The sequence below is a fragment of the Bradyrhizobium sp. CCBAU 45384 genome (assembly GCF_028128665.1).
Taxonomy (GTDB): domain Bacteria; phylum Pseudomonadota; class Alphaproteobacteria; order Rhizobiales; family Xanthobacteraceae; genus Bradyrhizobium; species Bradyrhizobium manausense.
On the sequence record NZ_LBIZ01000114.1, the window covers coordinates 91,821 to 106,018 of the forward strand.

At 64.5% G+C, this 14,198-nt stretch carries 13 protein-coding genes; all 13 read left to right on the plus strand.

Annotated elements, in window-relative coordinates; all coding sequences use genetic code 11:
• The first annotated feature begins 126 nt into the window (after window positions 1–126).
• Window positions 127–444, plus strand: a complete 318-nt coding sequence (locus tag XH80_RS26665) for an FtsB family cell division protein (protein ID WP_027529774.1) — start codon at window positions 127–129, stop codon at window positions 442–444.
• Between the two features lie 188 nt (window positions 445–632).
• The gene (locus tag XH80_RS26670; RefSeq protein WP_271601140.1) at window positions 633–1,592 is read left to right on the plus strand and encodes a helix-turn-helix domain-containing protein; all 960 of its coding nucleotides are present in this window, start codon (window positions 633–635) and stop codon (window positions 1,590–1,592) included.
• A gap of 134 nt (window positions 1,593–1,726) precedes the next feature.
• Window positions 1,727–3,244, plus strand: coding sequence for an aldehyde dehydrogenase (adh, locus tag XH80_RS26675; RefSeq protein WP_271601141.1), 1,518 nt, complete (start codon window positions 1,727–1,729; stop codon window positions 3,242–3,244).
• Window positions 3,245–3,389: 145 nt separating this feature from the next.
• Window positions 3,390–4,769: a glycerophosphodiester phosphodiesterase family protein gene (locus XH80_RS26680; RefSeq protein ID WP_271601142.1), complete on the plus strand. Its 1,380-nt coding sequence runs from the start codon at window positions 3,390–3,392 to the stop codon at window positions 4,767–4,769.
• Window positions 4,770–5,023: 254 nt separating this feature from the next.
• A complete protein-coding gene (gene pdhA / locus XH80_RS26685) occupies window positions 5,024–6,046 on the plus strand; it encodes a pyruvate dehydrogenase (acetyl-transferring) E1 component subunit alpha (protein ID WP_057755893.1) in 1,023 nt (340 codons plus the stop codon).
• 28 nt (window positions 6,047–6,074) lie between these two features.
• Entirely contained in the window at window positions 6,075–7,457 is a 1,383-nt protein-coding gene (locus XH80_RS26690; protein ID WP_271601143.1) for a pyruvate dehydrogenase complex E1 component subunit beta, read from the plus strand.
• A gap of 3 nt (window positions 7,458–7,460) precedes the next feature.
• Window positions 7,461–7,763: a DUF5076 domain-containing protein gene (locus XH80_RS26695; protein WP_008547332.1), complete on the plus strand. Its 303-nt coding sequence runs from the start codon at window positions 7,461–7,463 to the stop codon at window positions 7,761–7,763.
• Window positions 7,764–7,765: 2 nt separating this feature from the next.
• The gene (locus XH80_RS26700; protein ID WP_057755887.1) at window positions 7,766–8,218 is read left to right on the plus strand and encodes a nucleoside deaminase; all 453 of its coding nucleotides are present in this window, start codon (window positions 7,766–7,768) and stop codon (window positions 8,216–8,218) included.
• A gap of 62 nt (window positions 8,219–8,280) precedes the next feature.
• A complete protein-coding gene (locus XH80_RS26705; protein ID WP_271601144.1) occupies window positions 8,281–9,633 on the plus strand; it encodes a pyruvate dehydrogenase complex dihydrolipoamide acetyltransferase in 1,353 nt (450 codons plus the stop codon).
• 16 nt (window positions 9,634–9,649) lie between these two features.
• Window positions 9,650–10,291, plus strand: a complete 642-nt coding sequence (locus tag XH80_RS26710) for a hypothetical protein (protein WP_271601145.1) — start codon at window positions 9,650–9,652, stop codon at window positions 10,289–10,291.
• Complete coding sequence (lpdA, locus tag XH80_RS26715; protein WP_271601146.1) at window positions 10,292–11,713, plus strand: dihydrolipoyl dehydrogenase; 1,422 nt, start codon at window positions 10,292–10,294, stop codon at window positions 11,711–11,713. It abuts the gene before it with no gap.
• Between the two features lie 184 nt (window positions 11,714–11,897).
• Entirely contained in the window at window positions 11,898–13,139 is a 1,242-nt protein-coding gene (locus XH80_RS26720) for a threonine synthase (protein ID WP_271601147.1), read from the plus strand.
• Window positions 13,140–13,226: 87 nt separating this feature from the next.
• Window positions 13,227–14,198 (plus strand): tripartite tricarboxylate transporter substrate binding protein BugD, encoded by a 972-nt coding sequence (locus tag XH80_RS26725; RefSeq protein ID WP_271601148.1) that lies wholly within the window; start codon window positions 13,227–13,229, stop codon window positions 14,196–14,198.

Sequence of the window (14,198 nt, forward strand, 5' to 3'; positions counted from 1 at the left end):
GAATCCATTTCCCGACGGAGGCTGTGGCCTGATGGATTCCGGGTTCGCGCGACGCGCGCCCCGGAATGACAACGACCGGGACGGGGCGTCAAGACTCCCTTAACCAAGCTGGCCCATCTTGCCATCATGGTCTCCCGTGCCCGCCTCAAATCGATCCTGACCGGCCTTGCCCTCTATGCGATGGCGGCGGCCATCGTCGGCTATTTCGGCGTCAACGCCTATACCGGCAAATACGGCCTCAACGCCCGCCAGGAGCTCGACCAGGAGATCATCGCGCTGACCAGCGAGCTGGCCCAGCTCAAGCGCGAGCGCGCCCGCAGCGAGCAGCGCGTGTCGCTGCTGCGCACCGAGAAGATCGACCCTGACATGCTGGACGAGCGGGCCCGGTTCCAGCTCGACTATGTCAATCCGCACGACCTGGTTCGGATGATCCCGCAGAACTAGCGCATTCCGCCGTATCCGAAACTGACGCGAAAGCCGCCGCCGACTATTCCGAAGGTCGTAGGACCGCAGTCTTGACGCCGCCGCGGCGAGAGAGGCATTGCTTGTCCGCGCGCGATGCCGCCACGGATTGACGGAGATCAATCGGACTCGCGAGGCGCCGCCTAGACTGCTTTCCGGAGGAAACGGTGATGGATGGGTCAATGCCCCGGCATCACGCGGCTCGTGTCGAAGCCGCCATTGCATCAGGCCAGGCGGCTCGGTCCGCGCTCGTGGCCTCGTGGCGCCGCTCGTCCCGTCTGCATCATCTCGACCCTTCCGGCCGCAGCGCGCCACTGCGGCTGAGCGATGTCGAGCTGCGACAGGCCCGCGAGCGCATCGCGCCGCTGCTCGCCGCGGCGCAAGGCGCCATGGACCGGCTCTATCAGGCAGTTGGTGCGGCCGGCTGTTGCGTGCTGCTCGCCGATGGCGACGGTGTGCCGGTCGACCGCCGTGGCACGCCGGCGGATGATGCAACATTCCAATCCTGGGGCCTGTGGACCGGCGCGCTCTGGAGCGAGGAGCACGAGGGCACCAATGGTATCGGCACCTGTGTCGTCGAGCAGCGGCCTCTGACGATCGATCGCGACCAACACTTCTTCACCCGCAACACGCTGCTCAGTTGCACCGCCGTTCCGATCTACGATCACGAGGCGGCCTTTGCCGGCGTGCTCGACGTCTCCTCCTGCCGTGCCGACCGCACCGACGCGTTCTCCAGCCTGATCGCGCTGGCTGCGGCCGAGGCGGCGAGGCGCATCGAGGCTGATTTGTTTCGCCGCGCCTTCGCCCATGCCCGCATCGTGCTGACACAAGGACCGGACGGCCAGTCGATCGGACTCGTCGCGGTTGACGCGGACGATCTCGTGATCGGCGCGACCCGCACCGCCCGGGCCGGACTCGGGATCGCGCCGGGCAGGGCGCTGCGGCCGGTTCCCGCGGCAGACCTGCTCGGCGGCGAGCCCGCACAGGACCATCTCGCCGGCGGCCAGCGCGCGGTGCTGCAGCGGGCGCTGCTCCGCGCCGGCGGCAACGTGTCGGCCGCCGCCAAGGCCCTCGGCGTCAGCCGCGCCACGCTGCACCGGAAGCTGAAGCGGTTCGAGCTGAAGCACTGACTGTCGCAGTTCTGCGACAGGTCCGCTCCACCTTCGCATCCACCCGGGCTGACAGAAAGCACCTCCCGCGAGATCGTTGGCGCAAGTCGTGAACACACGACGATGAGCGCAAACATCAACATCGGGAGTGATCAATGAACAAGGTTGAATTCCTCGGCGTCACCCAAAATCCGTTCGCCGAACGCTACGACAATTTCATCGGCGGCAAGTTCGTGGCGCCGATCTCGGACAAATATTTCGACAACGCCTCGCCGGTGACCGGCAAGGTCGTCTGCAAGATCGCGCGCTCCGACGCGCAGGACGTCGAAGCGGCCCTCGATGCGGCCCATGCCGCCAAGGCTGCCTGGGGACGCACCAGCGTCGCCGAGCGCGCTGCGATCCTCAACAAGATTGCCGACCGCATGGAGGAGAATCTCGAGCGCCTCGCGGTGGCCGAGACCTGGGACAACGGCAAGCCGATCCGCGAGACCCGGGCCGCCGACCTGCCGCTCGCCATCGATCATTTCCGCTATTTCGCCGGCGTCGTCCGCGCCCAGGAAGGCTCGATCGGCGAGATCGACCACGACACGATCGCCTATCATTTCCACGAGCCGCTCGGGGTCGTCGGCCAGATCATCCCCTGGAACTTCCCCCTCCTGATGGCGTGCTGGAAGCTCGCGCCGGCGCTTGCCGCGGGCAATTGCGTGGTGCTCAAGCCCGCCGAGCAGACGCCGGCCTCGATCATGGTGTGGGCCGAGATCATCGGCGACCTCCTGCCGCCGGGTGTCCTCAACATCGTCAACGGCTTTGGCCTGGAGGCCGGCAAGCCGCTCGCCTCCAGCCCGCGGATCGCAAAAATCGCCTTCACCGGCGAGACCACGACCGGCCGGCTGATCATGCAATATGCCAGCCAGAACCTGATCCCCGTGACGCTGGAGCTCGGCGGCAAATCGCCGAACATCTTCTTCAAGGACGTCACCGCTGAAGACGACGATTTCTTCGACAAGGCGATCGAAGGCTTTGTCATGTTCGCGCTGAACCAGGGCGAGGTCTGCACCTGTCCGAGCCGGGCGCTGGTCCACGCCGACATCTACGATCGCTTCATGGAGCGGGCGCTGAAGCGCGTCGCCGCCATCAAGCAGGGCGATCCGCGTGCGGCCGACACCATGATCGGCGCGCAGGCCTCCAGCGAGCAGCTCACAAAGATCCTGTCCTATATCGACATCGGCAAGCAGGAGGGCGCGAAGGTCCTGGCCGGCGGCGGACGCGCCGATCTCGGCGGCGACCTCTCGGGTGGCTTCTACGTCCAGCCGACGGTGTTCGAAGGCCACAACAAGATGCGGATCTTCCAGGAAGAGATTTTTGGCCCCGTGGTCTCGGTCACGACCTTCAAGACCGACGACGAGGCACTCGCGATCGCCAACGACACGCTCTATGGCCTCGGGGCCGGCGTCTGGAGCCGCGACGCCAACCGCTGCTACCGCTTCGGCCGGGCGATCCAGGCCGGCCGGGTCTGGACCAATTGCTACCATGCCTATCCCGCCCATGCCGCCTTCGGCGGCTACAAGCAGTCGGGCGTCGGCCGTGAGACCCACAAGATGATGCTCGATCACTATCAGCAGACCAAGAACCTCCTGGTCAGCTACAGCCCGAAGAAGCTCGGCTTCTTCTGATCGAACCAGCGCAGGCGGCGTCATGTCGACGCCGCCTGTGCACATCCGTGACCGCCCGACCCGCCGTCATCCGTCTGTCAGATTATTGAGACAAGACGAGCCCGATCGCGACGACGCGATGCGAGGCACAGAGGGAGGCGCGGCCATGACGAACAATCTCGTGCGGCGGAAGATGCATGTCAGAGCGATGCTGCTCGGCGCGGCCCTGGCGTTGCTGGTGCCGTCGGTGGCGGTGGCCCAGTCTGCGCCATCGGGTGCCAAGCCGTTTCTGACCGTCGATGGAAAGGCGCCGCTGATCCTCGGACATCGCGGCGTGCCGGGGCTGGTGCCCGAAGAGACCGAGGCCTCCTACGAGCTCGCGGCCGCGCTCGGAACCGACGCGCTCGAAGAGGATCTGCACCTCACCAAGGACTGCGTCCTGGTCGCGCGTCACAACCCCTGGCTGGCCGACAACACCAATGTGGCCGACGTGGCGAAGACCAACGCAGCGGTCGCAGCCCGCAAGCGCACAGTATCAGGTGTGCGCGTCAAGGCGCCGGCCGCCGCCGGCACGCCGGCCGACTATCTCACGGATCTCACCGATCCCTCCGATCCCAAATCGGTGCTGAAGTCATTGATCGTCGACGGTGAGGATCACACCAATGATTGGTCGCTCACCGACTTCACCATGGCCGAGCTGAAGCAGTGGATCGGCGGCACCACCTATGATGCGGCGAATGAGCGGCCGAAGATGTTCAACGGCAAATTCCCCGTCATCAGCTTCCAGGACATCCTCGATATCGCCAAGGCCAAGAGCAAGGAGACGGGGCGTCCCATCCTGGTCTATCCGGAAACCAAGAATCCGACCTGGAACAATGCCCAGGCGATCGCAAACGGCTGCGGCGCGCCGGGCAGCCATCCGTTGGAAGACGCCTTGATCAAAATCATCAACGACAACGGCCTCAACACCAGGGACGCGCCCATCCTGGTTCAGAGCTTCGAGCCCGGCAGCCTGAAATATATGCGCAGCCACGGCCTTCAGACCCGGCAGGTGCAGCTCATCGACGGCAACGGCATCGACTTCAAGACCGGCAAGGTGCTGCTCGACAACATCACCAACTCACGTCCGTTCGATTGGACGGTGGCGGGCGATGCACGCTTGTATGATGCGATGCTGACGCCTGAGGGACTCGCCGAAATCAAGACCTATGCCGACGGCATCGGTCCGTGGAAGCCCTATATCGTTCCGCTGAAGGTCGCCTTGTGGAAGGACACCAATGCCGACGGCACGCCCTACAAGGGATCGACACCGGAGGCTTCGACCCAGAAGGCGACCAGCCTGATTGCCGATGCGCACAAGCTCGGCCTGTTCGTCCACGTCTTCACGTTCCGTAACGAGAAGAAATATCTTGCGGCCGACTATCACGCCGATCCAGCCCAGGAATATCTCAAATTTTTCCGGCTTGGCGTCGACGGAGTCTTCACCGACTTCACGCACACCGGCGTTGCCGCCCGCGCTGCGTATTTGCGCGAACTGGGCTGGTAGGTCCGGCGGTTCGAATCGGACACGCAGCGGGGCTCGGCACCCGAGATATGCGTGTCCGATGTCGTCGCCGCGCTTGCGTGCAGAGCTCTCGCAGGCGCGGAGCTAATGTTGCCTGATCCAGCGCCAAAAGTTTTGCAAAATTTCGGCCACGCTGCAGTGCGGCATAATGAAAGTCGTCCTATGCCGCTGCGGTGCTTTCACACCCGATTGAGTTAGGTTAGAGAGGACCTAGATTTCTCTGACCCGGAATTCCCATGGCCGCACCCAAGAAAGCCGCCGCAAGCGCTGAGCACGATAAAACCAACGGCGGTTCGCCCCCGGAATTCACCAGGGAGCAGGAGCTGAAGGCGCTCCGCGACATGCTCCTGATCCGGCGGTTCGAGGAAAAGGCCGGCCAGCTCTACGGCATGGGTGCGATTGGCGGCTTCTGCCATCTCTATATCGGCCAGGAGGCCGTGGTAGTTGGTATGCAGATGGCCCTGAAGGAGGGCGATCAGGTCATCACCGGCTATCGCGACCATGGCCATATGCTTGCCACCGGCATGGATGCCAACGGCGTGATGGCCGAGCTCACGGGACGCCGCGGCGGCTATTCCAAGGGCAAGGGCGGCTCCATGCACATGTTCAGCAAGGAGAAGCACTTCTACGGCGGCCATGGCATCGTCGGTGCGCAGGTTTCGCTCGGCACCGGTCTTGCCTTCGCCAACAATTACCGCAGCAACGGCAATGTCAGCGTCACCTATTTCGGCGACGGTGCGGCCAACCAGGGCCAGGTCTATGAGAGCTTCAACATGGCGGAGCTCTGGAAATTGCCGGTGATCTACGTCATCGAGAACAACCGCTACGCCATGGGCACTTCGGTCTCGCGCGCCTCGGCGCAGCAGGATTTTTCCAAGCGCGGCGTGTCCTTCAACATCCCGGGCAAGCAGGTCGACGGCATGGACGTCCGCGCCGTCAAGGCCGCGGGCGAGGAGGCGGCGGCCTGGTGCCGCGCCGGCAAGGGCCCCTACATCCTTGAGATGCAGACCTACCGCTATCGCGGCCACTCGATGTCCGACCCGGCGAAGTACCGCACGCGCGAGGAGGTCGAGAAGGTCCGTCACGATCAGGATCCGATCGAGCAGGTGCGTAACCGCCTGCTGGCGGCCAAGGTCAGCGAGGCCGATCTCAAGGCGATCGATGCCGAGGTGCGTGACATCGTCAACGCCTCCGCCGACTTTGCCCAGCATGATCCCGAGCCGGATGCCGCCGAGCTCTGGACCGACGTTTACCGCTAAACGCGCGCAAGCTTTCTTTGGAGTCGATATGCCAATTCAAGTGCTGATGCCCGCGTTGTCGCCCACGATGGAAAAGGGCAACCTCGCCAAATGGCTGAAAAAAGAGGGCGAGACGATCAAGTCCGGCGACGTCATCGCCGAGATCGAGACCGACAAGGCCACCATGGAGGTCGAGGCGACCGATGAGGGTACGCTCGGCAAGATCCTGATTCCCGAGGGCACCGCTGACGTTGCCGTGAACACGCCGATCGCGACCATTCTCGCCGATGGCGAGAGCGCCGCCGATCTGGCGAAGGCGCCTGCACCGGCGGCGAAGGCCGCGGAGTCCGCGCCGCCCGCCGCTGCCAAGGCTGAAGCGCCCGCGCCGAAGGCTGCACCTGCGCCGCAGGCCGTCGCCGAACCCGATCCTGAGGTGCCCGCCGGCACCGAGATGATCACCCAGACCATCCGCGAAGCGCTGCGCGACGCCATGGCTGAAGAGATGCGCCGCGATCCTGATGTCTTCGTGATGGGCGAAGAGGTCGCCGAATATCAGGGTGCCTACAAGGTCACGCAGGGCCTGCTGCAGGAGTTCGGCGCGCGGCGCGTGATCGACACCCCGATCACCGAGCATGGTTTTGCCGGCGTCGGCGTCGGCGCCGCCATGACCGGGTTGAAGCCGGTCGTCGAGTTCATGACCTTCAACTTCGCCATGCAGGCGATCGACCAGATCATCAACTCCGCGGCCAAGACGCTCTACATGTCCGGCGGCCAGATGGGCTGCTCGATCGTGTTCCGCGGACCCAACGGCGCCGCCGCGCGCGTCGCCGCCCAGCACAGCCAGGACTATTCGGCCTGGTACTCGAACGTTCCGGGTCTCAAGGTCATCGCGCCGTACTCGGCCGCCGACTACAAGGGCCTGCTCAAGGCCGCGATCCGCGATCCCAATCCGGTGATCTTCCTCGAGAACGAGGTGCTCTACGGCCACACCGGCGAAGTGCCGAAGCTCGACGACTTCATCGTGCCGATCGGAAAGGCGCGCATCGTGCGTTCGGGCAGCCATGTGAGCATCATCTCCTGGTCGAACGGCATGACCTATGCGCTGAAGGCCGCCGACGAACTCGCCAAGGAGGGCATCGATGCCGAGGTGATCGACCTGCGCACGCTGCGTCCGATGGACACCGAGACCATCATCAACTCGGTCAAGAAGACCGGTCGCGCCGTGACGGTGGAAGAGGGCTGGGCCCAGAGCGGCGTCGGCGCCGAGATCGCCGCGCGCATCATGGAGAACGCCTTCGACTATCTTGACGCGCCGGTCGCGCGCGTCGCCGGCAAGGACGTGCCGATGCCCTATGCCGCGAATCTGGAGAAGCTTGCGCTGCCGTCGGCGGCTGAGGTCGTCGAGGCCGCCAAAGCCGTCTGCTACAGGTAGACCATGGCGGGCCCGAAGGAGCAGCCACTGCCGCCGGACGTCATGACCCGCGATGACGCGGTCGAGATTCTGCGCGTGTTCGTGCTGGATGGCGGGCTGTCGATGGCGTTCCAGCGCGCCTTCGAGGAGCCCGACATGTGGGGCCTGCTGCTGGTCGATCTCGCCCGCCACGCCGCGCGCGCTTATGCGCGCGAGAGCGAATATACCGAGGAGGACGCGCTGAACCGGATCCTCGACATGTTCCAGGCCGAGATCGAGCGTCCGACCGACACTGGCACGACGACGCCGCGGGGAAAGGGACACTGACCGTGACGATCGAATCCTATCATTACGATTTCATGCTGGAGGCGATCCGCGAAGCGGAAGCCTCGATCGCGCAAGGTGGTCTGCCGATCGGCGCAGTGCTGACGCGCGACAACAAGATCATCGCCCGCGGCCACAACAACCGCGTGCAGGAGAACAATCCGATCCTGCATGGCGAGATGAGCTGCCTGCGCGAGGCCGGCGCGATCTCGTTCCATGACACGGTCATGTACACCACGCTGTCGCCATGCTCGATGTGTGCCGGCGCGCTCGGTCTGTTCAAGGTCAAGCTCGTGGTGATCGGGGAATCCGTCACCTTCGAGGGCTCCAAGGACATTCTCGACAAGTTCGGGATTCCCTGGATCGACCTGGCCGACGACCGCTCCATCACCATGATGAAGAATTGGCGCTCCATCCCTGCCAATGAGCGCCTCTGGCAAGGCGACATCGGCAACTAAACCTGGTCTGTTCGTCTTCACTTTCGGAGACGACGTTTTGAGAAGTTCTTCGTGAGGTCAGCATGCCCATCAACATCCTGATGCCAGCTCTTTCGCCGACGATGGAGAAGGGCAACCTCGCCAAGTGGCTGAAGAAGGAAGGCGACAAGGTCAAGTCAGGCGACGTCATCGCCGAGATCGAGACCGACAAGGCGACCATGGAGGTCGAAGCCATCGACGAGGGCACGATCGCCAAGATCCTGGTGCCCGAGGGCACCCAGGACGTGCCGGTCAACGACGTGATCGCGGTGCTCGCCGGCGAAGGCGAGGACGTGAAGGCCGCGGGTAGCGCCAAGCCCAGCGCTTCCGCCGCGCCGCCGAAGGCTGCCGAAGCCCCTGCCGCTGCGCCGGCTCCCGCGCCCGCCGCGTCCAAGGCTGCACCGGCTCCCGCCGCTGCTCCGGCGCCGCAGGCTGCTGCACCGGCTGCGCAGGGCAATGGCCATGCCGGGCGCGTGTTCTCGTCGCCGCTGGCGCGGCGTCTCGCCAAGGAAGCCGGCATCGACGTCTCGATGGTCACGGGCACCGGTCCGCACGGCCGCGTGGTTGCGCGCGACGTCGAGCAGGCCAAATCAGGCAAGGGCCTCAAGGCGCCCGCTGCGGCTCCGTCCGCCGGCGCGCCGTCGATCGCACCGACGATGTCGGACAAGCAGATCCTGTCGCTGTTCGAGCCGGGTTCCTACGACATCGTTCCGCATGACGGCATGCGCCGCACGATTGCCCAACGTTTGACCGCGTCGATCCAGAACGTCCCGCACTTCTATCTCACCATCGACTGCGATATCGGCAAGCTGCTCGCCGCGCGCGAGGAGATCAACGCCGCGGCTCCGAAGGACAAGGAGAAGAAGCCGCTCTACAAGATCTCGGTCAACGACTTCGTCATCAAGGCGATGGCGGTCGCCCTGCAGAAGATCCCGAACTGCAATGTCAGCTGGACCGAGTCAGGCATGGTCAAGCACCATCATTCCGACGTCGGCGTTGCCGTGGCGATGCCGGGCGGCCTGATCACGCCGATCATCCGCAAGGCCGAGACCAAGACGCTTTCGACCATCTCCAACGAGATGAAGGATTTTGCCGCGCGTGCCCGCTCGCGCAAGCTGAAGCCGGAGGAGTATCAGGGCGGCACCACGGCCGTCTCCAACCTCGGCATGTTCGGCATCAAGGACTTCACGGCGGTGATCAACCCGCCGCATGCGACGATCCTTGCGGTGGGCACCAGCGAGGAGCGGCCGGTGGTGCGGAGCGGCAAGATCGAGATCGCAACCATGATGAGCGTGACGCTGTCCTGCGACCACCGCGCCATCGACGGCGCGCTCGGCGCGGAGCTGATCGGCGCCTTCAAGCAGCTGATCGAAAATCCCGTCATGATGATGGTCTAGCGCGCGGAGCGTGGCGATGCCGAACTCGCACGCATTTGCGGCGGCAGGTGGTGCAGCGCTCGGCATGGCCTGGCTGATCGCGCTGCAGCTGACGCTGAGCTACCGCACGACCGAGGAGTTCGGCGTGGTGGCGAGCGCGATTGCGGTCGATATCGCGCTGGCTATCGCGGTGTTCGCCCTCGTGCTGCAGAAGTCGGGACGCGAACGCGACATGACGCTGGCCGCGCTGGTGCTCGCAGTGGCGACGCTATTGTTTTCCGGATGGTCGGTGTGGATGAATGCTGTTGATGCGCGCTCGACCAATCCGTTCCCGAGCGACCATCGCGATGCGCAGATCGTGCAGGAATTCCTGCTGCCGAGCCTTGTCGGCTTGATGGTGCTCTGGCGCATGCTGGTGCGCTCGCACCGGATTGCCACAGGTGGCGATCCGCGCACACTCTGGCCGTGGATCACAATCGGCCTGGGCCTCGTGCTTGTGTTCAATCCCGTCGGCATCGAGCTGGTCGGCTCGGCGGTTGCGCCTTCCGGCAGCGACTGGCTGGCCGGCCTGTGGCGCATCATCGTCGTGGTCGCGGCCGCCATGCTTGCTGTCCTCGGCATCATCGAATACGCGCTGCGTGCGCGTCGTTTACGTTTACCGGTTCAGGCGGAGGTTTGAGTGGCCGACACGTCTTTCGACATCATCATCATCGGCTCCGGTCCCGGCGGCTATGTCACCGCGATCCGCGCCGCCCAGCTGGGCTTCAAGACCGCGATCGTCGAGAAATCCTATCTCGGCGGCATCTGTCTGAACTGGGGCTGCATCCCGACCAAAGCGCTGCTGCGTTCGGCCGAGATCTATCACTACATGCAACACGCCAAGGACTATGGCCTGTCGGCAGAGAAAGTCTCGTTCGATCCGAAGGCTGTGGTGCAGCGCTCGCGCGGCGTCTCTAAGCGGCTGAACGACGGCGTCGGCTTCCTGATGAAGAAGAACAAGGTCAGCGTGATCTGGGGCGCCGCCTCGATCGACGCGCCCGGCAAGATCACCGTGAAGAAGTCCGACGTCGAGGGTCCCAAGGGCTCGCTGGGCGAGGGGACCTACCAGGCCAAGCACATCATTGTCGCGACCGGCGCGCGGCCGCGCGTGCTGCCGGGCCTCGAGCCCGACAAGAAGCTGATCTGGACCTATTTCGAGGCGATGGTGCCGGAGCGGATGCCGAAGTCGCTGCTGGTGGTCGGCTCCGGCGCGATCGGCATCGAGTTCGCCTCGTTCTTCCACACCATGGGTTCTGACGTCACCGTGGTCGAGGTGCTGCCGCAGATCCTCCCCGTCGAGGACGCGGAGATCGCGGGCCTTGCGCGCAAGCGGCTGGAGAAGCAGGGCATCAAGATCATGTCCTCGACCAAGGTGACGAAGCTCGAGAAGAAAGCCGACAGCGTCGTCGCCACCATCGACGACGGCAAGGGCAAGCCCATCACATCGGAGTTCGAGCGCGTGATCTCGGCGGTCGGCGTCGTCGGCAATATCGAGAATCTCGGTCTCGAAAAGCTCGGCGTGAAAACCGAGCGCGGCTGCATCGTCATCGACGGCTACGGCAAGACCAACGTCCCAGGCATCTACGCCATCGGCGACGTCGCGGGACCCCCGATGCTCGCCCACAAGGCCGAGCATGAGGGCGTGATCTGCATCGAGGCGATCAAGGGCCTGCATCCGCATCCCATGGACAAGAACATGATCCCGGGCTGCACCTACTGCCATCCGCAGGTCGCATCCGTCGGTCTGACCGAAGCCAAGGCCAAGGAGAGCGGCCGCGAGATCCGCGTCGGCCGTTTCCCCTTCGTCGGCAACGGCAAGGCGATCGCGCTCGGCGAGGACCAGGGCTTGGTCAAGGTGATCTTCGACAAGAAGACCGGCCAGCTGTTAGGGGCCCACATGGTCGGCGCCGAGGTCACCGAATTGATCCAGGGCTATGTCGTCGCCATGAACCTGGAGACGACGGAAGAAGAGCTGATGCACACGGTGTTCCCACATCCGACCCTGTCGGAGATGATGAAGGAAGCCGTGCTGGATGCTTATGGACGGGTGTTGAATATTTGACGGAAGGCGGACGGCGGCGTCCCCGATCCGTCATCCTGAGGTGCTCGCGCAGCGAGCCTCGAAGGATGAACGGCCGAGATGCAGCAGCCGGGCTCGTCGCCCTTCGAGGCCTCCGCTTCGCTCCGGCACCTCAGGGTGACGAGTTCAATAGCGACCAAGCAGAACAAGAAAAGGGAATGAACCCATGCACGACAACGACAACCTCACCATCGAACGCCCGACCTTCGTCACGCATCTCGAATGCGCCATGGAGGGCGATCATTACGCCGCCGATCAGGTCCACAATCTCTCCAAGGCCGGCAAGCCGCTGCTGGTGCGCTACGACCTCGCCGGCGTGAAGAAGGCGCTGACCAAGGATGCGCTGAGCCAGCGTCCCGGCGACATGTGGCGCTACCGCGAGCTGCTTCCCGTGCGCAAATGCCAGGACATCGTCTCGCTCGGCGAGGTCACGACGCCGCTGATCCGGCTGCCGAAGCTCGGCAAGAAGCTCGGCGGCGGCGAAATCATCGTGAAAGACGAGGGACGGCTGCCGACCGGCTCGTTCAAGGCGCGCGGCCTTGTCATGGCGGTATCGATGGGCAAGGCGCTCGGCATCAAGCACATGGCGATGCCGACCAACGGCAATGCCGGCGCGGCGCTCGCGGCTTACGCGACGTCCTGCGGCATCAAGACCACGATCTTCTGCCCGGCCGATACGCCCGAGGTGAATGTCAGCGAGATCGAGCTGCAGGGCGCCACCGTCTACCGCGTCAACGGCTATATCGACGATTGCGGCAAGATCGTCGGCGAGGGCAAGGCGAAAGTCGGCTGGTTCGACACCTCCACCTTGAAGGAGCCGTACCGCATTGAAGGCAAGAAGACGATGGGCCTGGAGCTCGCCGAGCAGCTCGGCTGGGACGTGCCCGACGTGATCTTCTATCCGACCGGCGGCGGCACCGGCCTGATCGGCATGTGGAAGGCGTTCGACGAGCTGGAGAAGATTGGCTTCATTGGTTCAAAGCGCCCGCGCATGGTCGCGGTGCAGGCCTCCGGCTGCGCGCCGATGGTGCGGGCCTATGAGGCCGGCACCGAGCACGCCACGCGCTGGGAGGACGCCCACACCATCGCTTCAGGCATTCGCGTGCCGCAGGCGATCGGCGATTTTCTGATTCTGCGCGCTGTGCGCGAGAGCAAGGGTTTTGCCATTGCGGTCGACGACGACAAGATCTCGTCGGCGCTGAACGAGGTCGCGCGCGAGGAGGGGCTCTTGCTCTGCCCGGAGGGCGCTGCAACCTACGCCGCCTACAAGGAGAGCCTTGCCGACGGCCGCGTTTCGAAGGGCGACCGCGTCATGCTGTTCAACTGCGCCACCGGCCTGAAATATCCGCTGCCGCCGGTCACCCGCACGCTCGATCGCCACAAGCCGATCGACTATTCGCAGTTCTGAGGCGTCATTTCGTCTCTTCACGAACGATCGCTCTTCCCGTACGCGGGAAGAGACAAAAACAAGAACGATATCGTCGAGGAGACCACAATGAACAAGGCCGTCTGGGCCGGACTGATCGGTATTCTCGCTCTCGCCGGCCTCGCGCGCGCCGACGAATATCCCTCGCATCCGATCACCATCATCGTTCCCTTTGCCGCCGGCGGCCCGTCTGATGCGATGGCGCGGGTGCTCGCCGAGCGGATGCGCCAATCGCTCGGCCAGGCGCTGGTGGTCGAGAACGTCACCGGCGCCGGCGGCTCGATCGGCGTGGGGCGCGCCGTGCATTCGCCGCCTGACGGCTACACCATCTCCTTCGGCCATCTCGGCACCCACGTCGCAAACGGTGCCGTCTACAAGCTCAACTACGACCTCGTCGCCGATCTCGAACCGGTGGTGCTCTTGCCGAGCAACCCGATGATCGTGGTCAGCAAGAACGCCGTGCCCGCGAAATCGCTGAAGGAGCTGCTGGACTGGCTGAAGTCGCGGCCGACGCCGCCGACTGCCGGCACGGCCGGCGCCGGCTCCGGCAGCCACATCGCCGGCGTCTATTTCGAAAGCGTCTCCGGTATCAAGCTGCAATACGTGCCGTATCGCGGCACCGCGCCGGCGTTGAACGATCTGATCGCCGGCCAGATCGACATCATCGTCGACCAGACCTCCAATTCCATCAACCAGGTCCGCGCCGGTACCATCCGCGCCTACGCCGTCACCGACGACAAGCGCCTCGCCTCGGCGCCCGACATCCCGACCGCGGATGAAGCGGGATTGAAAGGCTTCAACATGACGCTGTGGTCCGGCATGTGGGTGCCGAAGGGCACGCCGAAGGAGATCGTCGCCAAACTCAATGCCGCCGCCGTTGACGCGTTGAACGATCCCGCCGTGAAGAAGCAGCTTGAAAGCCAGGGCCTCGAGATGACGCCCAAGGATCAGCTCACCCCGGAGGCACTCGGCATCAGGCAGAAGGCCGAGATCGCGAAATGGTGGCCGATCATCAGGGCGGCGAAGATCTCGGTGGAGTGA